Source organism: Exiguobacterium sp. s149, assembly GCF_018618395.1.
GTDB classification, from domain to species: Bacteria; Bacillota; Bacilli; order Exiguobacteriales; family Exiguobacteriaceae; genus Exiguobacterium; species Exiguobacterium chiriqhucha.
The window spans coordinates 20,994-47,354 of sequence record NZ_JACSLZ010000015.1; the positions used below are offsets into that span (position 1 = coordinate 20,994).

The window sequence follows — 26,361 nt, forward strand, 5'->3', positions numbered from 1 at the left end:
TCGCTTACAATGACTTCTCGGCCAACTCCATCAGTTTCTCTTTCGTGAGTTCACCTTCGTACTTTTCAATCACTTTGCCATCCGCATCGATGACGAATGTGACTGGCAAGTTATAAATCCCGTACGCCTTCTCGACTTCGCTGCGCGTGTCCATCAAAATCGGGTAGTCGAGCTTGACGCCGAGGTCGTTCACAAAATTATCGACCCGGAGCGGTGTCTCACCGACATTGACCGCCCAAAAATCAACGCCCATGTCTTGAAGGGCCGCATAGTTGTCCTGAACGACCGGCATCTCTTTCTCGCACGGTTCACAGAACGTGCCCCAGAAGTTCAAGAGTAGCCCTTTGCCGTCGTATGTTTCACGCTCGACCATCGTCGTCCCGTCTAAACTGACGAGCTTGAAGTTCGGCGCATCGTCACCGGCCTCGACCCGTCCGTCGTTGCCGGCTTGTTCAATCAATTGCATGATGACGACCGCTCCTGCGAACAGGACCATCGTCATGATCATGAGCCGCCAAAATGACCGTTTTTTCTTATGGGCCATCGCCTGATTCATGCGATCACCCGACTTTGTTTCTTTCGTCATGAGTTCACACCATCCTTCAGTTGTTATTGTACTGAAAAAACACCAAAAACGCACATTAACAGACTTTTTTCATCTTTTTGTCACACAATCTCCACAAACTAAAAAATCATCCTATCTCAGGACGATTTTTTAGTTGTTATTTTTTCTTTTTCTTGCCTCGTTGTACAGGGGGTACGGTCGGGTTGGCAAGTTCACGCAACTTGGATACTTCTTTGCGTGACAGTTCACGCCATTCGCCCGTCGTGAGACCGTCGAGCGTCAAGAAACCGAACTGTTCGCGCTTCAATTTGATGACTTCCGAACCGACTGCTTCGAGCATGCGGCGGATTTGACGGTTATGGCCTTCCGAGATGACGATTTCTAGAATGGCCGAGTTTTTCTTATGGTCGACCGTCTTCATCTTCACTTGGGCACTGCCCGTCTTATATCCGTCATCGAGCTCGACGCCCGACTCGAGTTGTTTCATCGCGATATACGAAGGAATGTTCTTCACTTTCGCCACATAGCGTTTCGGGATTTTGAACTTCGGATGGGTCATCATGTTCGAGAACTCTCCATCGTTCGTCAAGATGATGAGTCCCGTCGTGTTATAGTCGAGACGTCCGACCGGGAAGACACGTGATCCGGGTGGGACGAGGTCGGTGATGACTTTACGACCTTTATCGTCTTCGACCGTCGAGACGTAACCGCTCGGCTTGTAGAGGACATAGTAGACATGCTCTTCTTGTTCGATTTTCACACCGTCGACTTCGACTTCAGACTTCGGTCCGACTTTCGTCCCGAGTTCGCGCACGACTTTCCCGTTGACGCGGACCCGTCCATCTAAAATCATTTCTTCGGCTTTGCGCCGTGAGGCGACACCTGCTTGGGCAATCACTTTTTGTAAACGTTCCATTTATTCATTCTCCAATCTATCTTGCATAATCGCAGACGGCTGGCCGAAGAACAAATCACCTTCGTCCGAGAGCTCGTCTTCAAACGTTAATGGGGGCAATTCATCAAGTGAATTAAACCCGAAATGGTCTAGGAAATGCTCGGTCGTGCGGTACAACTTGGCCCGTCCGATCGTCTTGGCCCGGCCCGCCGACTCAATCAACCCTTTTGATAACAGCGTATGGATGACGCGTTCGACTTTGACGCCCCGCACTTCTTCGATATCGGCCCGGGTGACCGGTTGCTTGTACGCGATGATGACGAGCGTCTCCATCGCGGCCCGAGACAACGCTTGTTCGGCCATCGTGCCGACGTAACGCTGAATATACTCGGATACCTCGGGGACCGTCACGAGCTTGTACACGCCCGCCGATTCAATCAATTGGAACGGGCGACCGGAGTCTTTAAACGATACTTCTAGCTTACTCAACTGTTCGCGGGCGGCGGCTTCCGAAATGTCGAGTGTATCCGCGAGGGCACGCACTTCCATCCCTTCTTCGCCGACAACGAACAGTAGACTCTCAATAATCGTTTCATAAGACAGCAACGGCTTCATTCCTTTCCTTTGATGATTCGACGAACGAGATTTGAATGTCCCGTTCTTCTTGTTTGGTCGTGACGACACGCAACTTGATCAATTCGAGTAGCGCCATGAACGTGACGACGAGGTCGGAGACATCGGGCCGCTCCTCAAAAAACGAAAAGAACGAGGTCGTCCCTGCTGCCGAGACGTGCTCGTGCAACCGCGTCATCTGCTCCTCCAGCGTCCGTTCTTCGCGCTTGATCGTCTTCTTGCGGCGTTCTTTCCACCGCTTGCGCTCGACCATCTTCGAATAGGCGTGCAACAAGTCCGAGAAGTTGAGCGGTCCGTCGTACGGTTGGACGAGGTCGGACATATAGCGCGTCAAATCTTGGCCCGGGCGGCTGTACAGTTCGAGCCGAGACTCTTCCTGCTCGCGCATGAACACGACCGCTTCTTTATAGGCCTTATATTCAATCAACTGTCGAATCAACCCTTCGCGGGTCGGTTCTTCGCCGAAGTCAGGAATGTCATCCTCTTCGACCGGTACCGGTGGCAACAGCTGCTTGCTCTTCAATTGGAGCAACGTCGCCGCCATGACCAAATACTCACTGGCCACATCGAGCTCAAATTTTTGCATCGCCCGGATAAAGGCGACATACTGGTCCGTGACCTCGGAGACAGAGATGTCCGCGATGTCGAGCTCCATCTTGCCGATCAAGTGGAGCAGCAAGTCGAGCGGACCTTCGAACGTATCGATTTTGACGTTGTACGCTTCCATAGAGACACCTGCCATTTACATTTTTGCGCTTTAGTATAACATGTTTTGTAGTACCGTGACCACGAAAGGAGAAATTTGATGTCAACGCCTTTAATCCAGTATACGCTCTTGTTTGAATGCCATGCCGATTATTTCGAATGCCACGAAGTGCTCGAGGAAGCTTGGCAAGACGGAGGCCGTCAAGATTTAGGTTACGCCGCCTTGATTCAGTACGCCGTCGCCCATTACCATGCCCGCCGCGGCAATATGGCCGGGGCGAAAAAGAGCATCGCGGCGTTGCAGCAAAAGCTTGGATTGGCCGCGACCGAGCTCGAGGGGCACGGCATCGACGTGGACGCGTTCGCCAAGGACCTGGGTCGTTGGCCGCTTCCCGAGACGCTCCCGCTCGACAACCCGACGCGGCAACGAATCGAGCGTTTGAAGCCCACTTTCGAACCGACGACGCTCACGTTTGACGAGCTCGTCCATAAACATATATATCGAGACCGAACACCGGTCGTCAACGAGCGTCTCCGGGCGCTCGAGGCACGCAAAAAAGCTAGGCGCTGAGCCTAGCTTTTTTAGATTGCGACTTGATTCCATTTATCGAGCAAGTCCCCGGTCTTGCCTCGACCGACGAGCGTCAAGTCGAGCGGCAATAAGTTGCGGGTCTCATCGAGCAGTTCGTAAGAACGCTTCTCGCCGCGGAACGACGGAGACAGCGCGATATGATGGATGATCATCGTCGTCTCTTGTTGCTCCATCCCGATAATCCCGACGAAGTCTTCCCCGACTCTCCAGAGATAAAGGAATTTGGCAGGATCATCTTCATAGGACCGAACGAGGTCGAGCAAGGCGAGCGGAGATTTGTCGCTACATGAGAACGCGAGCAAGCCCATCGCCGTCTTTTCGTACGATTGTTTGTATTTCACCAGCATTGCTGGTTTCACCACCTTTAGTCATTCATGTTTCACTAAGTGAACACGTGAGAGACATGGCTCATTGTGCCATAACGTTCAGGCAGAAATCAATTCTCGTCCCAAACTTTAACTTCGGCCATCTTCGTGCCTTGACGAAGTTTGACCGCGTGCTCAAGACCAGACGTCACTTTTCCGAAGACCGTGTGGACACCGTCGAGATGTGGTTGTGGCTCATGGACGATAAAGAACTGTGACGAGCCCGTGTTGCGTCCGGCGTGTGCCATTGAAAGCGAACCCGCTTCATGTTTGTATGGGAACGATGTCGATGTCTCACATGGGATCGTCTTGCCTGAACCGCCCATGCCTGTCCCGTCTGGGCAACCGCCTTGGCTGACGAAACCTGGGATGACCCGGTGGAACGTCAAACCGTTATAGAAGCCGCTGTTCGCGAGCTCCTCGAAGTTGTCGACCGTGATTGGTGCCGCATCGTGGAACAAGTCGAATTCGATCATTTCGCCGTTCTCTAATTTCATAGATCCTTTTTTCATGAAAAGTTACCCCTTTATGTTCATATTGTCATTCTCACTCACACATTGCCCATTCTATCAAAAAAAACCGTCTGTCTCCACTATTTTGTGGAAACAGACGTTCTGACTTGCCGCTTACTGGATGACGGCGTGGACGAGTGGACGCGCCGTCGGCTCTGTCGCACCGAGTGTGTACGCGTGGTCCATCCGCTCGAGCGCAGATGTCATGTCTTCTTTGTTCGAACGGAGCACGGCGATCACGTCACCGGCCTCGACCTTGTCACCGACTTTCTTCTCGAGCGTGATACCGGCCGCGAAGTCGAGCTGATCATCTTTTGTCGCGCGACCTGCGCCGAGGAGCATCGCTGCCACACCGACTTCGTCAGCGATAATCGACTCGACGTAACCTGCTTGTTTCGCGACGAACGTCGTCTCATACTTCGCTTGCGGAAGTTTCGACAAGTCATCGACGAGCGACGCGTCGCCACCTTGTGCCGCTACGAACTGACGGAACACTTCGAGGGCACGACCGTCGGCCATCCGTTTCTCAAGGTCAGCGTACGCTTCCTCGAACGTCTGATAGAACTCGCCGAGTACCGCCATATGGCCGGCAATCGTGAGGGCAATCGTCTTCAAGTCGGTCACGTCTTTGCCCGAGAGGACTTCAATCGCTTCTTTCACTTCATTGGCGTTCCCGATTTCGAAACCGAGCGGCTGGTCCATATCCGTGATGACGGCGACCGTTTGACGGCCGACGTTCTTACCGATGGCGACCATCTCTTCAGCGAGCGCTTTCGCGTCGTCGAACGACTTCATGAACGCGCCTGAACCCGTCTTGACGTCGAGGACGATGCTGTCGGCACCGGCCGCGATCTTCTTCGACATGATCGAGCTCGCGATGAGCGGGATTGAATCGACCGTCGCCGTCACGTCACGGAGTGCGTAAAGACGTTTGTCGGCAGGCGTCAAGTTGCCCGTCTGACCGATGATTGACATCTTGATGTCGTTTACTTGCTTCGTGAACTGTTCTTCCGTCAACTCGACGTTGAAGCCAGGGAACGATTCAAGCTTATCGATCGTCCCACCCGTGTGGCCGAGACCGCGACCACTCATCTTCGCGACCGGAATCCCGATTGACGCGACGAGCGGAGCGACGATTAAGCTGATTTTGTCACCGACGCCGCCAGTCGAGTGTTTATCGACTTTTTTACCTTGGATGTTCGACAAATCGATGACGTCACCAGACTTGACCATCTCCATCGTCAAGGCCGCCGTCTCTTTCTCTGTCATGCCATTAAAGTAAATCGCCATCGAAAGGGCTGACATCTGATAATCAGGAATCGTCTCGTTCGTGAAGCCTTCGACGATGAAACGAATCTCCTCTTCGTTCAATTCGCCACCGTTACGTTTTTTCAAAATCAAATCGACCATGCGCATAAGTTTCGTCCTCCTAGTTGGGTAGTGGTTACATGCTTTGAATCGTGCCGCGTACGAGTGAAAGGAAGTCTTGGCGGACGCGTTCTGTCGTCTCGATGACTTCTTCATGGTTGAGCGGTTGATCTAAAATCCCGGCTGCCATGTTTGACACGCACGAGATGCCGAGCACTCGCATATCTGAGTGACGGGCCACGATGACTTCAGGCACCGTCGACATGCCGACGACGTCGCCTCCGAGCAGGCGAGCCATCTTGACTTCGGCCGGTGTCTCGTAAGTCGGACCCGTGTTCCCGAAGTAGACGCCTTTTTGAACAGAAAGTCCAAGTTTTGTGGCGACGCCTTCCGTCAATGTGACGAGCGCTTTATCGTACGCTTCTGACATGTCCGGGAAACGTGTTCCGAAGTCGCTCGCGTTCTTACCGATGAGAGGGCTCGTACCGAAGAAGTTGATGTGATCCGTAATGATCATCAAGTCCCCTGGGTTGAACGACTCGTTGCAAGCACCGGCCGCATTCGTGACGATGAGCGTCTCGACACCAATCAATTTGAGGACGCGGACCGGGAACGTGACTTGTTCCATTGAGTAGCCTTCATAAAAGTGGAACCGTCCTTGCATCGCGACGACGCGTTTTCCTTCGAGGTCACCGAAGACAAGTTGTCCAGCGTGTCCTTCGACGGTCGATACCGGGAAGTGCGGGATGTCCTCGTAAGGGATTTTGACCGCGTTCTCGATCTCGTCGGCGAGGACGCCGAGTCCTGAGCCGAGGATGAGTCCGATTTCTGGTGTTCCGTTCATGCGTTCCTGTAAAAATGCCTTTGTTTCGTTCCAATTTACCATGAGTAGTGCCTCCTCAAATTTCGTTTAAGAAACTCTTTCCGTGTGCTGGTGCATCGACATCGAAGTTATCCGCGACTGTGGCGCCGATGTCGGCGAACGTTCCTCGAATCCCGAGGTCGACTGCTGTCGCGCCGTGATGATGAACGATGAGCGGCACGTATTCACGCGTATGGTCCGTGCCTGGTGCCGTCGGATCGTTCCCGTGGTCGGCCGTGATGATAAGCAAGTCGTCTTCACGCAACTTCTCCATCACTTCCGGTAGACGGGCGTCATACTCTTCAAGCGCGATCGCATAGCCTTCTGGGTCACGGCGGTGACCGAAGAGTGCGTCAAAGTCAACGAGATTCAAGAAGCAGAGTCCTTCGAAGTCTTCATCGAGCGATTCGACAAGCTTATCCATCCCGTCCATGTTCGACTTCGTCCGAATCGCTTTTGTGACGCCTTCGCCGTCATAAATGTCGCTGATTTTCCCGAGGGCGATCACGTCTTTCCCGGCCGTCTCGAGCGTGTTCATGACCGTCTTGCCGAACGGTTTGAGCGCATAGTCGTGGCGGTTCGATGTGCGGACCCAAGCGCCAGGTGTTCCGAGGAACGGGCGGGCGATGATGCGACCGAGCATGTACGGGTCTTCGCGCGTGATTTCACGGGCGTATTCGCAGATGCGATACAACTCGTCGAGCGGGACGACTTCTTCATGCGCCGCGATTTGAAGCACCGAATCAGCCGACGTGTAGACGATCAAGGCGCCCGTGTTGACGTGTTCTTCACCGAGCTCATCCAAAATCTCTGTGCCTGATGCCGGCTTGTTGCCGATGACGTCACGTCCGCTGAACTCTTTGAGACGATTGATCAAGTCATCCGGGAACTCCTCAAAGACGCGGAACGGCGTATCGATATGAAGGCCCATGATCTCCCAATGGCCGGTCATCGTGTCTTTCCCGGCTGAAATCTCTTCCATACGTCCATAGGCGCTAGGCGTCTCAGACGGTTCGATGCCTTCGATCGGTTTAATATTCGCCAAGCCGAGACGGCCCATATGCGGCATGTTCAACCCACCGTGTTCACGAGCGATATGCCCGAGCGTGTCTGAACCGACGTCTCCGAACTGGTCGGCATCTGGGGCTTCCCCAATCCCGACCGAGTCCATGACGACCAAGAAAATACGTTTAAATTTCTTCACAAAAAGTTCCTCCTTTAGTGTCTTTACGCACGCGGATGATGTTTTCGATAGACATCGTGGAGTCGTGCCTTATTGACATGTGTGTAGATTTGAGTCGTGGAGAGGTCAGCATGCCCGAGCATCTGTTGAATGGCCCGAAGGTCGGCGCCGTTCTCGAGCAAGTGTGTCGCGAACGAATGCCGGAGCACGTGTGGCGTGATCTCTTTTTGAATGCCAGCCTCTTTGGCCCGTCGTTTAATCATCTTCCAGAATCCTTGACGACTGAGCCGACCACCACGTCCGTTCAAGAACAACGCCTCGGTCTCCCGACCACCAAGCCCGTTACGTGCCTGTTGGATATAGCGTTCGACAAAACTTTGGGCGACAGATGACACCGGGATAATCCGGGCACTCTCGCCTTTGCCTTCACACTGTAGATACCCCAATTCGAACTGTAAATCATCCAAATCGAGCCCAAGAAGTTCACTGACGCGCATACCTGTTCCGTAAAGCAGTTCGAGCATGGCCCGATCGCGCAGCGCGAGCGGGTCAGACGTCGGAACGCTGTCGAGCAATCGCTCGACTTCGTCTTGCGACCACGTGTCCGGTAGATGGCGCTCTGCTTTCGGCGTCTCTAAATAGAGCGCCGGGTCAGTCGTTGCCCCACCCGTCATCTTTAAATGATGATGGAACGTCCGAATCGAACTGACGGCCCGCCGCAATGATGAAGCAGCCCGACCGGCTTGCGACAACTCTTCCATATGCTTGACGATATGTGCCCGCGTGACTTCATTCCATTCAGTCACCCCGAGTTGGGTCAACGTCGATAAGTACTGGGTCAAATCGCTCGCATAGGCTTGTCTCGTGTTCGTCGACATTCGTTTTTCTACCGTCATGTACTGCAAAAATGACTCGACTTGCGAACGCATGACATCCCCCTCCTTCCTTGTTACACCTGAATACGCTTACATCATATCACTTATGTAAACCGTTGTGAAGACGTCTGACCTCATTTTTTTAAAAGCTTTTTTGTGACAGATTTGGGTGAGGTTTTCATCCATATATTTCGATTGAGGGCTTACAAATCTCATCATGATTTGTTACACTCAAGTCGACTTATTAAAATGATTTAAAAAGTTTGGGAGGAGTCGTCCATGGAACAGACCACTACTAATCTGACGGTCGCCGTCAGACGTCAACTCGTCTTATCCGGTCATTCGACCATCGCCGCCATCTCGGAGGCGACCCGGCTCAGCTTTCCGACCGTCAAGAAGCAGTTGGAGCAGTTGATGGAGGCCGGTGAAGTGTTCGAACACGGTTTTGAGGATTCACGCGGTGGTCGCCCAGCCAAACGTTACATCTATAATGAGCGGTTCACGCACGGATTGACGCTATACGTCGAGAAGTCGGTCGTCCGCTATCGTCTCATCGATTGCAAGGGCGCAACGATTAACGACGGGACGCAGGAGATTCTAAACGGGGACCACCTCGGTGCGCTCGGCTCGGTGCTCGACCGACAGTTGGACCGAACCCCCGACGTGAGCGCAATCTCCATCGGTGTCGCGGCGGCTGTCGCGGACGGGACGGTCATCTTCGCCCCGGACTATCCTACGTTCGCACACCTCGACTTAAAACATTGGGTCGAGTCACGCACAGCTCGCCCTGCCGTCATCGAGAACGACATGAACGCGGCTGTCTATGGATACGGACACACGCACGAACTCACTGGCGACCAGTCAATCGTCTACATCTATCTGGGAAAAAACGGACCCGGTGCCGGGATACTCATCAACGGACAGCTCATCCGTGGAAAGACCGGGTTCAGCGGGGAGATTTCGTTTCTACCACTCTATGACGACTCGACGTTTCATGACCGGATAGCGAGTGAGCGGTCGGCCCCGGCCCCATTGTCGGACGCCGCGCTCGATGCGCACGGTCGGCTCGTCGCGACCTTCACCGCGACGCTCAATCCGCACGCCATCATTTTTTCGGACGTCGATCTCGTCGATACCGAGTTGGAGGGGATTCGGAACGCCTGCCAGCGTCATATTCCGGCGGCTCACACCCCAGATTTATTGATCGGCATATGGGAGGAAGATTATTTCGCAGGCTTAGCTCGACGTTGCGTCGGGTTCATCCTTGAATCGATTTGAAGAGGTGAATTATGACAGGATTTTTATTATTGACCGTGATTTACATTGCCTTTATCAGTCTTGGCCTGCCCGACGCCTTGCTCGGTGTCAGTTGGCCGTTAATGCACGTCGAGTTCAACGCCCCGATCTCAATGGCCGGATGGATTTTTATGACCATTGCCGCGGGCACGATTTTATCGAGCCTACTCAGCGGTAGGTTACTCGAACGATTCGATACGAAGCAAGTCACGTTCGGCTCCGGACTCGTGACGGCAATGTGCCTGCTCGGCTTTTACGCGGCCCCGTCCTTGATCTGGCTTTTCGTCCTATCGATTCCACTCGGACTTGGTGCCGGGGCGGTCGATGCCGCGCTCAACCATTACGTCGCAGAAAACTATAAGGCGCACCATATGAACTGGCTCCATTGCTTCTGGGGCGTCGGAGCGACGGGCGGACCGCTCGTCATGGCCGGCGTCTTGACGGAGAGCGGTTGGCGTGACGGCTATTTAATCGTCGCATTGATTCAATTCGCGCTCGCCTTCCTCCTGCTCCTGTCGTTCCCGCTCTGGAAGCGCGAAAACAAAACGGAGCCCTCACCGCTCGAACGACAAGAGACGGCCGTGACCGCGCTCGAACGAAAGATGCCGAAAGGCCTCTCGTATGCGCTAGCCACGTTCCTTCTCTATTGTGGGATTGAGGCGCTCATCGGCCTGTGGGCCAGCAGTTACCTCGTCCAGATGAAACAGTTCTCTGTCGCGACGGCTGCGACGTGGGTGTCAATCTATTACGGCAGCATCACGCTTGGTCGCTTCCTGAGCGGGTTCCTCTCGTTCCGCTTCACGAATCGACAGATGATTCGGCTCGGGCAAACCCTCGCTTTAATCGGTAGCCTCGTGTTTCTCATTCCGGCGACCGGAGCGATGTTGGTCGGATTGATTTTTATCGGGCTAGGCTTGGCCCCGATTTACCCGAGCATGCTCCATGAGACGCCGCAGCGGTTCGGAAAGGAACGGGCAAAACGGTTGATGGGATTCCAGATGGCGTTCGCCTACACGGGCAGCACGTTCCTGCCCCCGCTATTCGGACTCATCGTGTCTCAGACGTCGCTCGGCTTATTTCCGCTCGTGACCGTCTTGATCATGCTCGGAATGCTCTGGAACACGGAACGCTTGAATTTGATCATGCACCAACCATCAAAGGAGGAACTTACATGAAAATCGAACACATCGCCATATGGGTGAACGACCTCGAACCGATGCGCCGCTTCTACGAGACGTACCTCGGGGCAACTGCAAACGATAAGTATACGAACGAACAAAAACAGTTCGAATCCTATTTTCTGACGTTCCCTGATTCGACATGCCGGCTCGAGTTGATGCGACGCCCGGACGTCCAAGGCACACCACGCGAAACGATCGGCTACGCGCATATCGCGTTCGCGCTCGGTAGCAAAGAGGCGGTCGATGCGTTGACACGACGACTCGAAGTCGACGGGTATCCGCTCATCGACGGACCGAGGACGACGGGAGACGGTTATTATGAAAGTGTCCTGCTCGACCCCGAACAAAATAAACTTGAATTGACGATTTAAGGAGATGAGACGATGATTCAGGCGATTTTACTCGACCTAGACGGAACGTTATTGACCGACCAGAAGATGATTTCACCGCGCACGAAACAGATCTTGCTCGACCTCCAGGCGGAAGGCAAAAAAGTCGTACTCGCCTCCGGACGGCCGAAACGGGGTATCGAACCGTTCGCCGAAGAGCTTAGACTGCATGAATACGGGGGACTCATCGTCTCCTCGAACGGGGCGTGCGTCACGGATGCGGCGACTAAAGAAACATTGTTCGAACAGGCGATTCATCCGAACGACGCTCGTGCCATTTTGGATCATTTGACCGGCTTCGATGTCATTCCGATGATCAATGACGAGACGTATATGTATGTCAATGACGTCTTCAACGGCATGCTCGAGTTGAACGGTGAACCGTTCAATATTATCGAGTACGAGTCGCGCGGCGGTCGGTTCCAATTACGGGAAGCACCCCGTCTCGCCGACGCCATCAATTTCCCCGTCTATAAGATTCTCGTCGCGGGACAACCTGACTATCTGCAGGCGCATGCCGCTTCGCTCGCCGGACCGTTCACGGACCGCGTCACCGGCATGTTCACGGCCGCCATGTACTATGAGTTCACAGACTTCGGCATCGACAAGGCCCGGGCGCTCGACCATGTGTTCCAAAACATCGGGATCAGCCGCGACCGTGTCATCGCGTTCGGTGACGGGCACAACGACCGGTCGATCATCGAGTATGCCGGCATCGGCGTCGCCATGGGCAACGCCGTCGAGGACATCTTGACCATAGCCACGGAAATGACGACATCGAACAATGAAGACGGGATCGCCACCGTCCTGTCCCGTTATTTGGCGACGTGACGACATACAAAAAACAGGCAGCCCTGATGAGGCTGCCTGTCTTGCGTTATCCGTTGATGACTGCTTTGTGACCTTCGAGCGTGACGCCTTTGGCTTGGCAGACTTTACAGATGCCGTGAAACGTCAAGCGATGGTCTTTGATTAAAAATTCATATTTGCTTTCGACTTTCTTCTCAACGTCGACGAGCAGGTCTTCCATGATTTCTTCGACCGAACCGCATTCGACACAGACGAGATGGTGATGCGAATGGTTCGCGCCTTCCGGTCTGAGGTCGAAACGTGCGACGCCGTCACCGAAGTTGACTTTGTCGACGACACCGAGCTCCGTCAACAGCTCGAGCGTCCGATAGACGGTCGCGAGCCCGATTTCCGGTGCGATGCTTTTGACAAGCATGAACACGTTCTCCGCGCTTAAATGGTCCGTCTCATTCTCAAGTAGAATCCGGACAGTTGATTCTCGTTGCGGTGTCAATTTATATCCTTTGGCGCTCAATTGCTGTTTGATCCGTTCAATTCGCGTTTCCATAAGGCGCCCCCTCTTAGCATAATTCACTATTCAAAGCATACCGAAGTTCGTCCGGTTTTTCAAATTAAAATGATTCCTATGTAAGTGTAACATAACTCACTCTAGTTTAGAATCATTTCAATTTAGATAATTGCCACCATTGAATCGCCATAATCGTTTTCGCGTCCGTGATGCGTCCACTCGCCAGCAAGTCGACCGCCTCGTCGAACGTGAAACGTTGGACTTGTAAAAACTCATCCTCATCGAGGTTCATCGGACCGGCCGTCAAGCCTTGGGCGACATAGACGTCGACCCGCTCGCTACAAAAACCGGGCGCCCCATAAAATGAGAAGATTTTTTCGAGCGTCTCGGCCGTATAACCCGTCTCTTCTTCGAGTTCGCGTTTCGCGCTCATGAGCGGTTCCTCGCCGACTTCTAGTTTTCCGGCCGGAATCTCGAGTGACATCGATTCGAACGCTTTCCGGTACTGTTCGACGAGGACGATGCGGTCGTCTTCATCGACGACGAGAACGGCGACGGCTCCGTTATGGTAGACGAGTTCGCGGACCGAGGTGCCTCCGTTCGGGAGCGAGACGACGTGTTTCTCGACGTTAAAGATCTTTCCTTCGTAAATGACTTCCCGTTCAATCGTTTTCTCTTCCATTTGTATGTACCCCTCACTTTTCCTATATACTGTGATTATGATTCATATCGTCAGACGGAACAAGGAGGAATTATCAATGGCAGAGTTAGGGTTAGGAACGATGTCGATTTTAAAGCATGGGGAAGCGGAAGGTCGTCGAATTTTAGAGGCAGCCTTTGACGCCGGGATTCGGCATTTTGATACGGCCGACGTCTACGATCATTTCGAGGTGGAACGGCTTGTCGGTTCAACGTTCGCCGGACGCCGGGATGAGCTGTTCTTGACGAGCAAGGGTGGGAACGTGCGAACCGAGGACGGGATGCGCTGGGATCCGAGTGCCGCGTATTTGGAACAGGCGCTGGCCGATTCGCTCGAACGTCTCCAGACCGACTATTTGGACTTATATTATGTCCATGGTGGTACGATCGAGGACGACCTTGATGAGACGATCGCCTTCATGCGCCGTCAAAAACAAGCCGGGGTCATCCGACAAATCGGATTGTCCTCGATTCGTCCGAACGTCATTCGCTATTGGCTCGAACACGGTGAGCTGGACGTCTTGATGACGCCTTATTCGTTGCTCGATCGTCGTATCGAATCGCTCGACCTCGACATCCCGATTGTCGGGCGCGGCCCGCTCGCCAAAGGGCTATTGACCGCCGCGTGGTCAAAACGCTTGTCGGACAAAGGGTTCGAGGCATGGTCTGCATCCGAGTTGCGCGACGTGTTGCCGACGATGCCGACACCAATTCAAGCGTATGCCCTCGCCGCCGCGAAACGGACGTGTGCCGTCGTCCTGCCTGGTGCCTCTTCGGTCGATCAATTGAACGACTTGATTGCCGCCAATCAGGCCGACGTCGACTCGGACGAACTGGACGAGCTGTTGGCACGGTTGCCGGTCCATCCCTACACAAAACATGCGACCTGAACGTCAGGTCGCATCGGTATCACGTTGTTTCATTTGTTCGATGGCCCAATCGGCCCAACCCGCATAATTTTCCATCATCCGAATCGCATACTCGCTCGTCAATAAATAACCGAGCGTGTCGGCCTCAGACTGATGGGCCGCTTGAAACGCCCGGATTTGATGGGCGACTTGCTCGTGATGCGCTTTCGTCTCCTCGACGTAGCGAATCGCCTCGTCGAGCGGGAGCAACTGCAATAGGCTGACCCGGAGCAAGTTCTCATCTTTCATCTTCGGTTGGTACGAGGTCGGTTGCCGTAGCCAGTCAATCAACTCTTGGCGTCCCGTCTCGGTAATCGAGTAAATCTTTTTGTCCGGTAAATCATGTTGGGCCACGTGCTCAGAGGAGACGAGTGCTTCGTCCTCCATTTTTAACAGTTCACGATAAATCTGTGTATGATGGGCGTGCCAAAAATGAATCATTTGCGCTTTGAACGTCGCGTTCAAGGCATAGCCGGTAGCGGGTTGATGGGTCAATAACCCGAGTAGTGCATGACGTAACGCCATAACCATCACCTATCCTTGCGGTTCTATTTTTATTAGTGTATCACATATTGCGGCGCGACCGAGAATGCCAATCGGTTGACGCCCATTGCGATTACACAGACAATATACGTGAAGGGAGAGATTTTTATGAAACCGATTCAATCCGATCAGCAATTCCAAGAAGCCATTCAAGATAAAGGCATGGTCGTCTTCACGACGTCATGGTGCCCGGACTGCCGTCGCCTCGATATGTACGTCGACGAACTCGTCAAAGACTACCCACAGTTCAACTGGTACGTCGTCGACCGCGACGAGTTGCCGGAATTGTCGGACGCCCAAGAAGTGCGCGGTATCCCGTCACTTCTCTTCTATAAAGGAGGCGTCAAGCAAGAACACCTCCACTCGGCGAACGCCAAGACGGAGATGCAAATCCGTTCGTTCCTCGATACGTTGAACGCATGAAAAAAGACGACCCTCGCGGTCGTCTTTTTTTGTTCAGTTGAATCGCGCGAGATAACGTCGGTCAATCGTCCGTTTCAACTGATACGGCAACTGCCCGTGCCACGTCCACTTCCCGTACGTCAAGAGCGCCCGTCCCGGAGTCGTCAATAAGATATTGAGCGACGTCCGCGCTTTGAATGGCCGCGGTGTGCCGAGCAAGAGACGTGCGACGTGCCGCCCCGAACGGACGGCATCGACGCCTCCGTTCAACCGGGCCGCCATATCGCCGGTGACAAAGATATCGCGATAGACCGGGTGTCGCAAATCGTCCTCGGTCTCGATGAACGCCGTTGCTTCGGCCAGCCCTGCCGTTGACCACCAGTCGTCGGCGACGACACCGGTCGCATCCAAGACGAGTCCATCCTCTTGTCCGGGTTGGAACGGGGCCATGATGAGCGTCACACCGCTCCGGACGAGACGACGTGCCATGCGCTGCGCGACGCGCCGTGGGAGTTCCGGCAACAGACGACGCGCATACAATGTCACGCGTCGCTGATCCCGGATACACGCGAAGGCGAGCTCGACCCCGGCCTTGCCGCCGCCGACGATTGTGATGGCCTCGCTGTCCCTAATCTCATCCATGACATGTGACGTCATCGGCTTTAACTTCGTCCCAATCCCGCGACTTTTCGCACCGGTCGCAAGCACGAGGAGATCATAGCCGACTTGTCCGCGGTCGGTCTCGATGATCCGGGCATCCGGGTCGAGGCCGACGAGGCGTTGGGCGACCGGCGTGACATCAGGTCGCAACCGTGTCGTCGCCGATTCCATCTCCCCGGCGATCACTTGCGGGAACGCACCCGTATAAATCGCTTCACGCCCCCCGATGTATTGGACGTCATATCGTTCCCGGAGCGCGTCGAGCTGCTCGAGAATCTCGAGCTGTCCATGGCCGAGCCCGACGAGAACGAGACGCGGCTTCATCGTAAAATCCGCCGTGCTTCGAACAAGCGCTGCAAGATGGTCGCCACTTCAAGGACGAGGAAAATCGTCGCGATGACACCGATCCACATCGGGAACAAAATCATGAGCGTGAACAAGAGGAAACATTCCGTCCGCTCCAAAATCCCAGGTTGATAATAAAATGATTTCTCCGACCGACGGGAGCTGCTCGCGCCGACGGCGAGAAACAACGTCATCGCCACGACGAACGAACCGAGCAACAGCAGAAAAATCGGCATATGTTCTGGATGACGTAAGGCGAGCGCGATGACGACGGCAATCTCGACGATCCGATCGAACACGAGGTCGAGCACCGTCCCGAAGCCCGTCTTCTGCGAACGTCGCGCCATCGTCCCATCGAGGACGTCGAACAGGCCCGACACCCATAAGAGCAAGACGGCCGTCCACAGCATGTCGTTATAAATGAACAGGCCGACCGAGATGCCGATGATGCCCCCGAGGATGGTCACTTCATTCGGGGTGAACTTCCATTTCAAGAGCCGATCGGCCCCGCGCTCGATGACGGGACGAACGAACCGGCTACCGTATGTGTCTAACATCAAATTCCTCCTTGTCTCTTCCGTAAATAATACGTCCCACCGTCCCGGAACGATTCATGACGCGGCAAGATGACGTATTCTCCATGCGCGCGGCGATACTCCCCGAGACGATGCCCGAATCGCGTGAACGACCGGACGAGCTCGACCGGCTCGTCCGTCGGGTCGTCCGTCACCTCGATGTGAATCGAAGCGGTCAGCTCCGAGCCCAGTTTGATAAAATCGCCGAACGTCGATTCCGTCTCGCCTAATGCTTGCGGGGTGCCGCTCGCACGGATATGCCCTGCTTCGAGCAGCGTCACCCGGTCAGCGACGAGCATCGCTTCTTCCCGGTCATGCGTCACGAGCAGCGCCGTCAACCTGAGTTCACGGACGAGGTCTCGAATCAGGCGCTGCAACTCGTATTTGAGTTCGGGATCGAGGTTCGTGAACGGTTCATCGAGTAGAATGAGCCGCGGTGAAGCCGCGAGTGCCCGGGCAAAGCTCACCCGTTGTTGTTCTCCGCCCGACAGCTCGTGAATCTCAGCGTCATAGCGACCTGCTAGTCGGACGCGGGCGAGCCATGTCTCCGCTTCTTGACGCGACCGGTTCGGCGTGGCCAACGTCACGTTCTCGCCGACCGTCAAATGCGGGAACAAGAGTGGGGATTGCGATAGCATCGTGACTCGGCGCAAGTGGGGCGGCACTCCGTCGAGCGACGTTTCGTCCCACCTCACCGTGCCCGCGTCTAGCGTTTCAAGACCGGCGACGATGCGGAGCAACGTCGACTTTCCGGACCCGCTCACCCCGACGAGGGCATGAATCTCGCCGCTCGGAATGTCTAAATCGATGCCGCGTAACACGTCGCGGTCTTTAAAACGTTTGTGGACGCCTGATAACACTAAACTCATTGTAACCGCCCTTTCACCAATCTGATCCAGATGCCAAACAATCCACCGAGTCCAAGATAGAGCAGGACCGGCACGAGGATGAGCACCCATGTATTTTGTAACGCCAACGCGACGTCATTGCCAGCATAGGCCTGGTAGAGCCGCGTCGTGACCGTCGGGATGAGTCCGGCCCCCATCAATTGGACGAGCACGAATTGACTCAACACGATGACGTTCGAGAACAAGACGATCGTCCGAATTGTCTCTTTTAAGAGCGGGAACAAGACGAGGCCGAACCGGCTCCACGGGGCGAGCGTCAACGTCTGTTCGAGGAGCGGTCGACCGATCACGTACATGGCGTTATACGCCAATCGAATCGAATATGGCAGTGTCGTGACGAGTAACACGAGCCCGACGCCGATGTGGGTGCCAACCAAACCGAGTTGCGCCAAGGCGATATACATCCCGAACATGGTCGCTAGGACCGGGATGAAGAGCGGGAGGAACGTGAACCATTCGACTGCAGTCTTCCATCTCGATTCAGTGAACATGAGCCACCATGCCGTCCCGATGCCGAGCCAGACGTTGACGAATCCGAGTACGAGGACATAAACGACCGTATTACCGATCGCCTTATCCCAGTTGAACGTGGCCGGGAACGCCAAAAACAGCCCGACGAACGGGAACAGAATCAGACCCGCGGTAAGAAATCGACTCATCGTCTCACCCCCCGCTCGATCCGCCGTCGTCGTTTAGCCGTCAGCGTATAGGAGCCGATGACACCGATAAAGATGAACAGCGTCCAGACGAGCGCAACGGCGTACGACTCGAACGCATTTAAAAACAGCCCGGTCGTCAACCGTTCATACGCGAGCACCCCGAGCAGTTCGGGGAATGTGACCCCCAATAAGGCCGGCACTTCATAAGCGAACGAAATGAACGCGACGAGCACCCAAAACGAGTCGAGGAGCGGTTTGACGAGGAACGGCCATTCGGCCACTTTAAATTGTTCGAACGGCGTCAGTTGAAGCGTCTTCGCCATGTCGACGTAACCCCGATTCAGTTGGGCATACGTCCCGATTACCATCAAAAACACGAACGGCACCTCTTTCCAAACGTACGTCAAAATGACGACGAGGTGGTGACGTTCGTTCGCCTCCACCACCCCATAGAACGGGAAGCCACTCGAGAACAAGACATAAAATAAATACGCGGCCGCGACGTGCGGGACGAACATCGGCCATCTGAGTAGCGACGCGAGCCATGTCGACCGGCGTCGGTACACCGACCGGGCGAGCCATGTCCCGATGACAAGTGAGAGGACCGTCGAGACGAGTGTCACATACAGCGTCACGGCGAGACTGGCGCGCCAGGCCTCATCGTTCAACTCAGACCAGTCGAAGCCGACGGTCTCGTAGATCAAGAAGGCGACACCGGTGAACGGCAAGGCCAGAACGAACAGACTGATCCATAGACTACTGCGCGACACGTTCCCACTCCTCGCGAATTGCGTCAATCACGGCCGGCCCATAGTCGGGAATCGATCGTTCGGCGAGACGTTCCGGATCAGGATAAGTGACCCCGTCATCAAGCTTCAAGAAGGCGTCACGGTCGGACGCATCGAGTTTCGTCAAATCAAGCGATGTCCCGTCCCCCCAGTATGTCGCATCTTGTTTGGCGAGCTGGGCTTCCGGTGACAGTAACTCATTGATGACCACGAGCGCACCGTTAGGATTGGTCGCGTTGAACGGTACGGCGAGAAAGTGTGTCGAGGCGATTGAATGTTCGAGCACGAGCGCCCGTGTCCCGTTCGGAAACACGCCGTCATTGCGTTCCGCCTCGGCGCGCCGCTCATTGAAGCCCATCGTCATCCAAACGTCACCCACGGCATACAACTGGTCGAGTTGGGCGAGCGATTTTGGATACGTCGACCCTTGTTTCCATAGGTTCGGCGACCACGTCGCAAGCTTCTCCCAGAATTCGTCTGGAATCTCACCATCGCCGGCCGCAGCACCATACTCGGCGTACAACAGATGCCGGACGAACGCGTTCCCGGTGAAGTCTGTCACTTCAGGATACGTGAAACGGCCCGGATTTTCTTCGGTCCAACGATGTAATTCGTCGAACGTCGTCGGTGGATTTTTCACGTTGTCAGCATCGTAATGTAATACGAACTGGACGTTGCCCCAGGCGACCTCGAGCCCGTTCGTCGGAGTGCCCGCATCGTTCGCTTGCGCTTCCTCGTTCAACAGTGCGGCATTCGGGATTTTGTCGAGCAGGTCGCCCTGCAACAAGTCGGCCTCGGCGGCGTTACGGAAATTGTCCCCATTGATCCACATCAGATCGATGGTGCCTTCTTCTCGGTTCGCCCGTTTGTCGAGCGACAATTGGCGCACGAATTCGGCCGTGTCCATCGGGACGCGGTTCAATTCCACGTCATACGTCTCTTTCAGACGGGGCGCGACATATTCATCGATATAGCGATTGATGCCGTCATCGCCTCCCCACATATAGAAATTGACCGTCGACTGTTTCGCTTCTTCAGCCGCCTGTTCGAACGTCGGTGCGATTTCGGCGCGCGTCGTCCCGCAGGCAGCGAGGAAGACGAGTGACAGCATCAAGCCAAATTGTTTCAATCGGCGCATCATAGCTCCCCCTTTTTTCTCTGTGTTGACCCATTTACTTTCTGTCAAATCCCCGTTTTGCGAGCCGCTCGAACATGACCGGGCACATTGCGTACAGTTTTGCGCCAAGATTCATCCACCATGGGGCGTTCACTTCACGTTTTGTCGCCTCACATGCAGCGACGACGCGTTTTGCGAGACGATCGGGGTCGAGCATAATCGATTTCACGCTCGCCTCGTAACGTCCACTCTTGTCGGCCCGAAGAAAGAACGGCGTCGCGATCGGTCCCGGGTTGACGGTCAACACATGAATCCCAGCCGGCTTCAGTTCCAACCGCAACGCGTTCGAGAATTGAAGCAGCGCCGCCTTTGATCCGGCATAGACGGCCGATTTCGGGGTCGGGACTTTCGCCGCTTGCGAGCAGACGTTGATGATCGTACTGCCACGGCGCATCGTCCGCGCACAGTCACGTGCCAGCAACATCGGGGCGTTCGCGTTCAAGCGCATCGTCTCCTCGATGACGTCGGTCGTTTGATCGACGACCCGGTCGAACTCGCCAATCCCGGCATTGTTCACCCAGACGTCAATCGCTCCATATGTACGTTCGACTTGTGCCACGAGCGTACCATAGTCGGTACAGACGTCGGCCACCATCCAATCGGCCGATAATTTCTGTCCGAGTTCGCGCAACCGCTCCTCGTTTCGTGCAATCAACGTCAATCGGGCACCCGACTCATAAAAAGAATGCGCCAGCGCGGCCCCAAAGCCGCTCGACGCACCCGTGATGACAATATGTCTCATTCTACGATTTCCTCCGCTCTCACATAAATCCATTTTCCGTCCGCCAACTGCTTGACGATGCGCCCCCGTTCCTCGAGCAACGTCAAACGGGCGAACACTTCACTGAAGACGAGCGGCATCGCCCGTCGCATCTTGCGTCCATACAGACGCATCGACCAATCGAACACGCTCAAACCGTCGACCCAGTCGTTGAGAAGGAGCTCGCTCCGCTCATAGCGCTGACTGATACGGGCCTCAATCAACGGAAGCGGCTTGTGAATCGGTTCCCCGTGCCCGCTCACGACGAGCTTCAAATCGACCGCTTGCAATTTCCGTAACGAATCGAGATAAAGGACGACCGGCGAGGCGAACCCTTCTCCTTCGTACGGTTGCTCGATGAGCGGATTCGGTTCGACCGCATCAATCAAATGGTCGCCCGCAATCAACACGCCTCCCGGACCGAGCAGTCCGAGCTGGTCACTCGCATGTCCGGGCAGATGAATCGTCTTCCACGCCCCGTCGCTTGTCACATCCTGCCCGTCCTCGAACGTCATCGTGACGGTCGTCGGTCCAATCCAGCGCAACGCCTCCCGATAATCGGGCAGTTTATTCACAATCGCCTCCGGTGTCCCGAACCAGTGCGCCAAGTCGTGTAAAAACTGATTGCCCCGTTTGATGAAGTTCGGGGTCTGTTCCAAGTAGCGAACGAGTTTCTCATGCCCGTAGACGGGAATCGAGGCGTCCCGCAGACGCCACGCCTGTCCCGCATGGTCGGCATGATGGTGCGTCAAAAATAAAAAGTCAATATCTGCGAGCGTCAGTTCGAGCTCGGCCAATTGTGTCGTCAATGACGTCCACGCCTCTTCCGTGTCCGGTCCGCAATCGACCATAAAGAAACGGTTCATATGTTCGACGACATAGACGTTCACATTGCCGACCTCGAACGGCGTCGGTATATCGAGTCTTGCCAGTTGGCTTGAAATCCAGTTCGCCACGTCCCCACAACCCCTTCCACCTATCTTCACTCATTATACCTGTCCGAAAGAAGGGATTTCAATCACACAAAAAAAGGAGAGGATTTCTCCTCTCCGATGTCTTATAAGTTGATGACGGTGACTTTATCACGTGTCATCGTCTCGAGGCTGCGTCCAATCCCTTGAACGCCGAGGCCTGACTGCTTCACGCCGATGAACGGGAAGTGGTCTGGGCCACGTTCCGTACGGCCGTTCACTTGGACCGTACCGACTTCAAGCTTGTCGGCGACCGTGAAGGCGCTGTTCACGTTTTGTGTGAACACGCTCGCTTGAAGACCGAACTCGGACTCGTTCGTGAGTTCAATCATCTCGTCGAGCGAGTTGACACGGATGACCGGCAAGACCGGTCCGAACGGCTCTTCCCAAGCGACGCGCATGTCACGCGTGACATGGTCGAGGAGCGTCGGATGCAAGAGATTGCCGTCGCGCTCGTTTCCGTGGACGACCGTCGCTTGCTTGTTAACGGCATCGTCAATCAAGCCTTGGACGTAATCTGCCGACTTCTTGTCGATGAGTGGGACGATGAAGCTGTTATCAATCGGTGAACCGACCGTGAGCTTCTCGACACGCTCTTTCAACATGCCGACGAGTTCGTCTGCTTGGTGCTCGAGCACGAATACGCGCTTGATGGCCGTACAGCGTTGCCCTGAATACGAGAACGCCCCGCTGACAATTTGATCAGCCGCAAGCGTGAGGTCTGCGTCTTCGAGGACGAGCGCCGGGTCTTTTCCGCCAAGTTCGAGCACGACAGGTACCATCGATGCCTGTTGTGACAAGTGTTGACCTGTTCCCGTACCGCCTGTGAACGTAATCATGTCGATTCCAGGATGCGATGTCAAATAGTCACCGATGACCGATCCGCGTCCTGTGACGAGGTTCAAGAGACCGCTCGGAAGACCAGCGTCTTGGAGCGCCTCGACCATCTTCACACCACTGATGGCACCTTGTGTCGCCGGTTTGAAGACGACCGCGTTGCCGGTGATGAGCGCCGGGGCGATTTTGGCTGCTGCCAAGTTGACCGGGTAGTTGAACGGTGAAATCGCGAGGACGACACCGAGCGCTTCTTTCTTGATGATTGCCATCTTGTTCTTCGAGCCGCCTGGGAATGAGTCCCCTTGCATGAAGCCGCCCGTGAAACGAAGACCTTCTTCAGCCGTATAACGGATGATTTCTGCTGTCCGAACGACTTCTTTTTTCGCGTCGCTCAAGTTCTTCCCGACTTCACGCATGATGATTTGACCAATCTCATCGACACGTTCTTCGAGTTTATCTGCCCAAGCGTACAACAGTTCGGCACGCTTGTTGACCGGAAGCGCCGCCCATTCCTGTTGTGCGCTTTTCGCGCCGTGAATCGCCTCGTCGACTTCGTCGCGAGACATCGCTTGGACGTGCCCGACGATTTCATCTGTATAAGGTGAAACGAGTTCGATTGTTTCGTTCGTTGTTGATTCCTGCCATTGTCCATTAATTAAATATGGATACGTGTTCATACTCATAATCTCTATCTGCCTCCTGAGTAAGCTTTGATATCTCGTTGCCACCCCCATTGTATGCAAAATCAAATCGGTTGAACAACTATAAAGATTCAGTTTATGTAATGTAAACGGTTACGCGTCAATTTTTTGTCAATTCCGCCTCGACTTTGCCACTTTCAACTGAAGATGTTCATCAAATCGACCGATAGAAGAGATGAGAGTACGTGAACTAGGAGGGACCACCAGTGAGCATGGATCATAATATTTTACTTGAGGCAGGCACGAACGAATTAGAGATCGTCATTTTCCAGTCAGGCCCGTTCATTTTCGGGATTAACGTCATGAAGGTACGTGAGATTATCACGATGCTTCCCCTCACTCCGCTCCCGGGCACTCCGGAAGCGATCATGGGATTGATTGAGCTCCGCGGTGAAGTCATGACCGTCATCGATTTACCGATGGTCATCGGACATCCGCGTGACGTCGGGGACAATGATCGCTTGATCGTCTGTGAGTTCAACGGAGAGAAATCGGTGCTCCGCGTCGATCAAGTGACGGAGATTAAACGCATCTCATGGGAACAGATTGACACGCCGTCCGATCTCGCGCGCGGCATGCAAGGCATCACGAACGGGGTCGTCAAGACCGGCGACCAAATGATTATCCTCCTCGACTACGAGCGCATCGCCCTCGAGCTGTCCCGTAAGGACATCATGGCCCGCGAGTCGGTCAAACGTCTCGGTGCCCGGGAGCGCTCGAACAAACATGTCTGGATCGCCGAGGACTCGGAGATGCTGCGGACGCTTATCATCGATACGCTCGATGACGCCGGCTATTTCAACACGACCATCTTCAACAACGGGAAGGAAGCGCTTGATGCGTTCGAACAGAGCGATGTCCAATGTGACTTGCTCATCACCGATATCGAGATGCCGCAAATGGACGGGCTGCATTTGACGAAACGACTCCGCGACATGGATCGTTTCGCCGACTTGCCAATCGTCATCTTCTCGTCGCTCATCTCGGACGATTTGAAACATAAAGGCGACGCGGTCGGGGCAAACGCTCAAATCACGAAGCCGGAGATCGGCATCTTGATTGCCACCCTCGACGAATTTTTAGCCTAAACCAAGAAAACGGGACGTCGCCTCATGGCGAAATCCCGTTTTTTTATGAAAATTTATTTAATCGCGCATCCCATTCCTCATCGAAGCGTCGCATATCGGCCTCGATGTCGTCGAGAATCGGTTCAAGGTTTTCGGTCTCGTTCGTCTCCCCTGCGACTTCGAGCTGATGGAAACGTGCGGCCGTCTCATCGAGTCCGACCGAATAAGAGGCCCCTTTCAACAAGTGGGCGAGCTGTTCGATTTGTTCATGGTTCCGTTGCGTCACCATACGTCTCAATTCAGGGAACTTCGTCTCGAATTGACGGATATATGTCTCGGCAATCTTTTTCAAGAAATCTTTATTTCCGCTAGCGATTTGATGGAGCTCCGCCAACTTTTCTTCGTTAAACAGAGCATTATGGGGCGTTTGTGACAACTCCATCCCTCCTTTACCTCAATCCTACTAACATTCCTACCCACTGTAGCATGTTTTCGAGAAAAAACAAAAAAACTCCTCTTTTTCCGATTGCACTCTCTCATTCGCCTACCTATAATTAGGTTGAGCTAAGGTAGGAGGAACATTATGCTAACGATTTACCGTACCGACGCATCTGGGCGTGTCGACGAAATCGAAGACTTTGACAAAGGGAGCTGGATTCAACTCGTCAACCCGACGAAAGACGAGGCCGATCAAGTCATCGCTGCCTCCGGCATTCCTGAAGATTTCGTTTATGACCCGCTTGATATTGAAGAAAAACCACGATTTGAAAAAGATGATGAGGGTCTCCTCATGATCATCGACGTCCCTTACGTCGAAGAAGACGACACGGGACGCACTTATAATACGATTCCACTCGGGATTATCGTCACCGGACGCCATTTCATTACCGTCTGTTCGCGTGACCTCGACGTGCTCAATTTGTTCGCCAACGGAAAAGCCCGTCTGTTCCGGACGAACTATCGGAGCCGGTTCGTCTTTCAGATTTTGCACCGAGTCAGCATGACGTACTTGCGCTTCCTTCGCCAAATCGATCGGCGCATGGACGAGCTCGAGCAAGAGTTGCAACGTTCGATGCGAAATCAGGAAATCTTTCAATTGATGAACTTACAGAAGTCGCTCGTCTACTTCATGACGTCGCTCAAAGCGAACGACAGCGTCCTCGACCGCATCGTCAAGACACCGAGTCTCGAGAAGCACGAGGAAGACGAGGAACTGCTCGAGGACGTGTTCGTCGAGCACCGCCAGGCGATGGAGATGGCGTCGATTTATAACGATATCATCAGCATCAAGATGGACGCCTTCGGTTCGATTATCTCGAACAACGTCAACTTCGTGATGAAGTTCTTGGCTTCGATCACGATTGTACTCAGTATCCCGACGATGATTTCCGGGATATTCGGGATGAACGTCCAAGTGCCGTGGGAAGGCCAACCGATTGGCTTCGTGTTCGCCATCACGATGATGATCGGATTCTCAAGCCTCGCGTTTTACATTTTGTGGCGCAAACGATATTTCTAAAAAAAGATGGTGTTTAGACTGACCTAGCTATATGAGACACTAATAAAAACACCTTATTAGGCTGCCACCACACCATATTTTATCGGTGTGAGGTAGCCTAATT

Annotated in this window: 32 protein-coding genes; 9 read left to right on the plus strand and 23 right to left on the minus strand. The window is 54.2% G+C overall.

What is annotated here, in order from left to right; genetic code table 11:
* Window positions 1–4: 4 nt before the first annotated feature.
* The 4 genes from KNP81_RS14305 to KNP81_RS14320 form a co-directional block, all read right to left on the minus strand.
* Entirely contained in the window at window positions 5–586 is a 582-nt protein-coding gene (locus KNP81_RS14305) for a redoxin domain-containing protein (RefSeq protein WP_214720414.1), read from the minus strand.
* 136 nt (window positions 587–722) lie between these two features.
* On the minus strand, window positions 723–1,481 hold the full coding sequence (locus tag KNP81_RS14310; protein ID WP_021067626.1) for a pseudouridine synthase: 759 nt from the start codon (window positions 1,479–1,481) through the stop codon (window positions 723–725).
* Window positions 1,482–2,075 carry an SMC-Scp complex subunit ScpB gene (scpB, locus tag KNP81_RS14315; RefSeq protein ID WP_021067627.1) on the minus strand — a complete coding sequence of 198 codons (594 nt, stop codon included), beginning with the start codon at window positions 2,073–2,075 and terminating at the stop codon, window positions 1,482–1,484. It lies immediately after the preceding gene.
* Entirely contained in the window at window positions 2,053–2,820 is a 768-nt protein-coding gene (locus KNP81_RS14320; RefSeq protein ID WP_214720415.1) for a segregation and condensation protein A, read from the minus strand. Before KNP81_RS14320 ends, scpB begins: the two co-directional genes overlap by 23 nt.
* A 78-nt stretch (window positions 2,821–2,898) precedes the next feature.
* Here KNP81_RS14320 and KNP81_RS14325 point away from each other — a divergent pair, with 78 nt between their 5' ends.
* Window positions 2,899–3,369: a DUF309 domain-containing protein gene (locus KNP81_RS14325; protein ID WP_214720416.1), complete on the plus strand. Its 471-nt coding sequence runs from the start codon at window positions 2,899–2,901 to the stop codon at window positions 3,367–3,369.
* An 11-nt stretch (window positions 3,370–3,380) separates the two neighbouring features.
* Here the strand turns inward: KNP81_RS14325 and KNP81_RS14330 are convergent, their stop codons facing one another.
* The 6 genes from KNP81_RS14330 to xerD all read right to left on the minus strand — a co-directional run bounded on the left by KNP81_RS14330 (window position 3,381) and on the right by xerD (window position 8,609).
* Entirely contained in the window at window positions 3,381–3,737 is a 357-nt protein-coding gene (locus KNP81_RS14330; RefSeq protein ID WP_214720417.1) for a GCN5 family acetyltransferase, read from the minus strand.
* A gap of 89 nt (window positions 3,738–3,826) precedes the next feature.
* The gene (locus KNP81_RS14335; protein ID WP_029334855.1) at window positions 3,827–4,267 is read right to left on the minus strand and encodes a peptidylprolyl isomerase; all 441 of its coding nucleotides are present in this window, start codon (window positions 4,265–4,267) and stop codon (window positions 3,827–3,829) included.
* Window positions 4,268–4,381: 114 nt separating this feature from the next.
* Window positions 4,382–5,683 carry a pyrimidine-nucleoside phosphorylase gene (locus KNP81_RS14340; protein WP_214720418.1) on the minus strand — a complete coding sequence of 434 codons (1,302 nt, stop codon included), beginning with the start codon at window positions 5,681–5,683 and terminating at the stop codon, window positions 4,382–4,384.
* Window positions 5,684–5,711: 28 nt separating this feature from the next.
* On the minus strand, window positions 5,712–6,521 hold the full coding sequence (locus KNP81_RS14345) for a purine-nucleoside phosphorylase (RefSeq protein ID WP_214720419.1): 810 nt from the start codon (window positions 6,519–6,521) through the stop codon (window positions 5,712–5,714).
* 13 nt (window positions 6,522–6,534) lie between these two features.
* Window positions 6,535–7,701: a phosphopentomutase gene (gene deoB / locus KNP81_RS14350; protein ID WP_214720420.1), complete on the minus strand. Its 1,167-nt coding sequence runs from the start codon at window positions 7,699–7,701 to the stop codon at window positions 6,535–6,537.
* A gap of 23 nt (window positions 7,702–7,724) precedes the next feature.
* Entirely contained in the window at window positions 7,725–8,609 is an 885-nt protein-coding gene (xerD, locus tag KNP81_RS14355; RefSeq protein ID WP_021067635.1) for a site-specific tyrosine recombinase XerD, read from the minus strand.
* 225 nt (window positions 8,610–8,834) lie between these two features.
* Between xerD and KNP81_RS14360 the strand changes: the two genes are divergently transcribed.
* The 4 genes from KNP81_RS14360 to KNP81_RS14375 are packed head-to-tail and all read left to right on the plus strand — an operon-like array spanning window position 8,835 to window position 12,252.
* The gene (locus KNP81_RS14360; RefSeq protein WP_214720421.1) at window positions 8,835–9,833 is read left to right on the plus strand and encodes an ROK family transcriptional regulator; all 999 of its coding nucleotides are present in this window, start codon (window positions 8,835–8,837) and stop codon (window positions 9,831–9,833) included.
* A gap of 11 nt (window positions 9,834–9,844) precedes the next feature.
* Complete coding sequence (locus KNP81_RS14365; protein ID WP_214720422.1) at window positions 9,845–11,026, plus strand: MFS transporter; 1,182 nt, start codon at window positions 9,845–9,847, stop codon at window positions 11,024–11,026.
* The gene (locus KNP81_RS14370) at window positions 11,023–11,403 is read left to right on the plus strand and encodes a VOC family protein (RefSeq protein ID WP_021067638.1); all 381 of its coding nucleotides are present in this window, start codon (window positions 11,023–11,025) and stop codon (window positions 11,401–11,403) included. Before KNP81_RS14365 ends, KNP81_RS14370 begins: the two co-directional genes overlap by 4 nt.
* Before the next feature lie 12 nt (window positions 11,404–11,415).
* Window positions 11,416–12,252 carry a Cof-type HAD-IIB family hydrolase gene (locus KNP81_RS14375; RefSeq protein WP_214720423.1) on the plus strand — a complete coding sequence of 279 codons (837 nt, stop codon included), beginning with the start codon at window positions 11,416–11,418 and terminating at the stop codon, window positions 12,250–12,252.
* Window positions 12,253–12,298: 46 nt separating this feature from the next.
* Here KNP81_RS14375 and fur read toward each other — a convergent pair whose 3' ends face one another.
* Window positions 12,299–12,778: a ferric iron uptake transcriptional regulator gene (gene fur, locus KNP81_RS14380; protein WP_016509373.1), complete on the minus strand. Its 480-nt coding sequence runs from the start codon at window positions 12,776–12,778 to the stop codon at window positions 12,299–12,301.
* 112 nt (window positions 12,779–12,890) lie between these two features.
* Entirely contained in the window at window positions 12,891–13,421 is a 531-nt protein-coding gene (locus tag KNP81_RS14385; protein WP_214720424.1) for an NUDIX domain-containing protein, read from the minus strand.
* A gap of 76 nt (window positions 13,422–13,497) precedes the next feature.
* Here KNP81_RS14385 and KNP81_RS14390 point away from each other — a divergent pair, with 76 nt between their 5' ends.
* The gene (locus tag KNP81_RS14390) at window positions 13,498–14,328 is read left to right on the plus strand and encodes an aldo/keto reductase (protein WP_214720425.1); all 831 of its coding nucleotides are present in this window, start codon (window positions 13,498–13,500) and stop codon (window positions 14,326–14,328) included.
* Between the two features lie 3 nt (window positions 14,329–14,331).
* Here KNP81_RS14390 and KNP81_RS14395 read toward each other — a convergent pair whose 3' ends face one another.
* The gene (locus KNP81_RS14395) at window positions 14,332–14,871 is read right to left on the minus strand and encodes a PadR family transcriptional regulator (protein ID WP_214720426.1); all 540 of its coding nucleotides are present in this window, start codon (window positions 14,869–14,871) and stop codon (window positions 14,332–14,334) included.
* Between the two features lie 126 nt (window positions 14,872–14,997).
* Here KNP81_RS14395 and KNP81_RS14400 point away from each other — a divergent pair, with 126 nt between their 5' ends.
* On the plus strand, window positions 14,998–15,312 hold the full coding sequence (locus tag KNP81_RS14400) for a thioredoxin family protein (protein WP_214720427.1): 315 nt from the start codon (window positions 14,998–15,000) through the stop codon (window positions 15,310–15,312).
* A gap of 33 nt (window positions 15,313–15,345) precedes the next feature.
* On the opposite strand, the gene KNP81_RS14405 is transcribed toward KNP81_RS14400, so the two are convergent.
* The 9 genes from KNP81_RS14405 to KNP81_RS14445 all read right to left on the minus strand — a co-directional run bounded on the left by KNP81_RS14405 (window position 15,346) and on the right by KNP81_RS14445 (window position 23,657).
* A complete protein-coding gene (locus KNP81_RS14405; protein WP_214720428.1) occupies window positions 15,346–16,275 on the minus strand; it encodes an NAD(P)/FAD-dependent oxidoreductase in 930 nt (309 codons plus the stop codon).
* The gene (locus KNP81_RS14410; RefSeq protein ID WP_214720429.1) at window positions 16,272–16,853 is read right to left on the minus strand and encodes a CDP-alcohol phosphatidyltransferase family protein; all 582 of its coding nucleotides are present in this window, start codon (window positions 16,851–16,853) and stop codon (window positions 16,272–16,274) included. The genes KNP81_RS14405 and KNP81_RS14410 overlap by 4 nt, the downstream gene beginning before the upstream one ends.
* Window positions 16,853–17,740, minus strand: coding sequence for an ABC transporter ATP-binding protein (locus KNP81_RS14415; protein WP_214720430.1), 888 nt, complete (start codon window positions 17,738–17,740; stop codon window positions 16,853–16,855). Before KNP81_RS14415 ends, KNP81_RS14410 begins: the two co-directional genes overlap by 1 nt.
* The gene (locus KNP81_RS14420; protein WP_214720431.1) at window positions 17,737–18,438 is read right to left on the minus strand and encodes an ABC transporter permease subunit; all 702 of its coding nucleotides are present in this window, start codon (window positions 18,436–18,438) and stop codon (window positions 17,737–17,739) included. Before KNP81_RS14420 ends, KNP81_RS14415 begins: the two co-directional genes overlap by 4 nt.
* Window positions 18,435–19,208, minus strand: a complete 774-nt coding sequence (locus KNP81_RS14425) for an ABC transporter permease family protein (protein ID WP_214720432.1) — start codon at window positions 19,206–19,208, stop codon at window positions 18,435–18,437. Before KNP81_RS14425 ends, KNP81_RS14420 begins: the two co-directional genes overlap by 4 nt.
* The gene (locus KNP81_RS14430; protein ID WP_214720433.1) at window positions 19,195–20,364 is read right to left on the minus strand and encodes an ABC transporter substrate-binding protein; all 1,170 of its coding nucleotides are present in this window, start codon (window positions 20,362–20,364) and stop codon (window positions 19,195–19,197) included. The genes KNP81_RS14425 and KNP81_RS14430 overlap by 14 nt, the downstream gene beginning before the upstream one ends.
* Window positions 20,365–20,398: 34 nt before the next feature.
* Window positions 20,399–21,145 carry an SDR family NAD(P)-dependent oxidoreductase gene (locus KNP81_RS14435; protein WP_214720434.1) on the minus strand — a complete coding sequence of 249 codons (747 nt, stop codon included), beginning with the start codon at window positions 21,143–21,145 and terminating at the stop codon, window positions 20,399–20,401.
* Window positions 21,142–22,119 (minus strand): MBL fold metallo-hydrolase, encoded by a 978-nt coding sequence (locus tag KNP81_RS14440; protein WP_214720435.1) that lies wholly within the window; start codon window positions 22,117–22,119, stop codon window positions 21,142–21,144. The genes KNP81_RS14435 and KNP81_RS14440 overlap by 4 nt, the downstream gene beginning before the upstream one ends.
* A 101-nt stretch (window positions 22,120–22,220) precedes the next feature.
* Window positions 22,221–23,657, minus strand: coding sequence for an NADP-dependent glyceraldehyde-3-phosphate dehydrogenase (locus KNP81_RS14445; RefSeq protein WP_214720439.1), 1,437 nt, complete (start codon window positions 23,655–23,657; stop codon window positions 22,221–22,223).
* 227 nt (window positions 23,658–23,884) lie between these two features.
* Here KNP81_RS14445 and KNP81_RS14450 point away from each other — a divergent pair, with 227 nt between their 5' ends.
* Window positions 23,885–24,760, plus strand: a complete 876-nt coding sequence (locus tag KNP81_RS14450; protein WP_214720440.1) for a chemotaxis protein CheV — start codon at window positions 23,885–23,887, stop codon at window positions 24,758–24,760.
* A 43-nt stretch (window positions 24,761–24,803) separates the two neighbouring features.
* On the opposite strand, the gene KNP81_RS14455 is transcribed toward KNP81_RS14450, so the two are convergent.
* On the minus strand, window positions 24,804–25,181 hold the full coding sequence (locus tag KNP81_RS14455) for an Hpt domain-containing protein (protein WP_214720436.1): 378 nt from the start codon (window positions 25,179–25,181) through the stop codon (window positions 24,804–24,806).
* Between the two features lie 141 nt (window positions 25,182–25,322).
* On the opposite strand from KNP81_RS14455, the gene KNP81_RS14460 reads away from it, so the two are divergent.
* The gene (locus KNP81_RS14460; protein WP_214720437.1) at window positions 25,323–26,258 is read left to right on the plus strand and encodes a magnesium transporter CorA family protein; all 936 of its coding nucleotides are present in this window, start codon (window positions 25,323–25,325) and stop codon (window positions 26,256–26,258) included.
* The last annotated feature ends 103 nt before the right edge of the window (window positions 26,259–26,361 follow it).

What these genes read in the sequence shown, in the direction of transcription:
- KNP81_RS14415 (WP_214720430.1), bottom strand. Translation starts at nt 17,740, where the DNA reads ATGAGTTTAGTGTTATCAGGCGTCCACAAACGTTTTAAAGACCGCGAC.
- KNP81_RS14345 (WP_214720419.1), bottom strand. Translation starts at nt 6,521, where the DNA reads ATGGTAAATTGGAACGAAACAAAGGCATTTTTACAGGAACGCATGAAC.
- KNP81_RS14385 (WP_214720424.1), bottom strand. Translation starts at nt 13,421, where the DNA reads ATGGAAGAGAAAACGATTGAACGGGAAGTCATTTACGAAGGAAAGATC.
- KNP81_RS14370 (WP_021067638.1), top strand. Translation starts at nt 11,023, where the DNA reads ATGAAAATCGAACACATCGCCATATGGGTGAACGACCTCGAACCGATG.
- KNP81_RS14420 (WP_214720431.1), bottom strand. Translation starts at nt 18,438, where the DNA reads ATGAGTCGATTTCTTACCGCGGGTCTGATTCTGTTCCCGTTCGTCGGG.
- xerD (WP_021067635.1), bottom strand. Translation starts at nt 8,609, where the DNA reads ATGCGTTCGCAAGTCGAGTCATTTTTGCAGTACATGACGGTAGAAAAA.
- KNP81_RS14390 (WP_214720425.1), top strand. Translation starts at nt 13,498, where the DNA reads ATGGCAGAGTTAGGGTTAGGAACGATGTCGATTTTAAAGCATGGGGAA.
- KNP81_RS14360 (WP_214720421.1), top strand. Translation starts at nt 8,835, where the DNA reads ATGGAACAGACCACTACTAATCTGACGGTCGCCGTCAGACGTCAACTC.
- KNP81_RS14460 (WP_214720437.1), top strand. Translation starts at nt 25,323, where the DNA reads ATGCTAACGATTTACCGTACCGACGCATCTGGGCGTGTCGACGAAATC.
- KNP81_RS14395 (WP_214720426.1), bottom strand. Translation starts at nt 14,871, where the DNA reads ATGGCGTTACGTCATGCACTACTCGGGTTATTGACCCATCAACCCGCT.
- KNP81_RS14430 (WP_214720433.1), bottom strand. Translation starts at nt 20,364, where the DNA reads ATGCGCCGATTGAAACAATTTGGCTTGATGCTGTCACTCGTCTTCCTC.
- KNP81_RS14400 (WP_214720427.1), top strand. Translation starts at nt 14,998, where the DNA reads ATGAAACCGATTCAATCCGATCAGCAATTCCAAGAAGCCATTCAAGAT.
- KNP81_RS14325 (WP_214720416.1), top strand. Translation starts at nt 2,899, where the DNA reads ATGTCAACGCCTTTAATCCAGTATACGCTCTTGTTTGAATGCCATGCC.
- KNP81_RS14365 (WP_214720422.1), top strand. Translation starts at nt 9,845, where the DNA reads ATGACAGGATTTTTATTATTGACCGTGATTTACATTGCCTTTATCAGT.
- KNP81_RS14405 (WP_214720428.1), bottom strand. Translation starts at nt 16,275, where the DNA reads ATGAAGCCGCGTCTCGTTCTCGTCGGGCTCGGCCATGGACAGCTCGAG.
- KNP81_RS14410 (WP_214720429.1), bottom strand. Translation starts at nt 16,853, where the DNA reads ATGTTAGACACATACGGTAGCCGGTTCGTTCGTCCCGTCATCGAGCGC.
- scpB (WP_021067627.1), bottom strand. Translation starts at nt 2,075, where the DNA reads ATGAAGCCGTTGCTGTCTTATGAAACGATTATTGAGAGTCTACTGTTC.
- KNP81_RS14305 (WP_214720414.1), bottom strand. Translation starts at nt 586, where the DNA reads ATGACGAAAGAAACAAAGTCGGGTGATCGCATGAATCAGGCGATGGCC.
- KNP81_RS14335 (WP_029334855.1), bottom strand. Translation starts at nt 4,267, where the DNA reads ATGAAAAAAGGATCTATGAAATTAGAGAACGGCGAAATGATCGAATTC.
- KNP81_RS14450 (WP_214720440.1), top strand. Translation starts at nt 23,885, where the DNA reads ATGGATCATAATATTTTACTTGAGGCAGGCACGAACGAATTAGAGATC.
- KNP81_RS14330 (WP_214720417.1), bottom strand. Translation starts at nt 3,737, where the DNA reads ATGCTGGTGAAATACAAACAATCGTACGAAAAGACGGCGATGGGCTTG.
- fur (WP_016509373.1), bottom strand. Translation starts at nt 12,778, where the DNA reads ATGGAAACGCGAATTGAACGGATCAAACAGCAATTGAGCGCCAAAGGA.
- KNP81_RS14340 (WP_214720418.1), bottom strand. Translation starts at nt 5,683, where the DNA reads ATGCGCATGGTCGATTTGATTTTGAAAAAACGTAACGGTGGCGAATTG.
- KNP81_RS14320 (WP_214720415.1), bottom strand. Translation starts at nt 2,820, where the DNA reads ATGGAAGCGTACAACGTCAAAATCGATACGTTCGAAGGTCCGCTCGAC.
- KNP81_RS14375 (WP_214720423.1), top strand. Translation starts at nt 11,416, where the DNA reads ATGATTCAGGCGATTTTACTCGACCTAGACGGAACGTTATTGACCGAC.
- KNP81_RS14310 (WP_021067626.1), bottom strand. Translation starts at nt 1,481, where the DNA reads ATGGAACGTTTACAAAAAGTGATTGCCCAAGCAGGTGTCGCCTCACGG.
- KNP81_RS14455 (WP_214720436.1), bottom strand. Translation starts at nt 25,181, where the DNA reads ATGGAGTTGTCACAAACGCCCCATAATGCTCTGTTTAACGAAGAAAAG.
- KNP81_RS14435 (WP_214720434.1), bottom strand. Translation starts at nt 21,145, where the DNA reads ATGAGACATATTGTCATCACGGGTGCGTCGAGCGGCTTTGGGGCCGCG.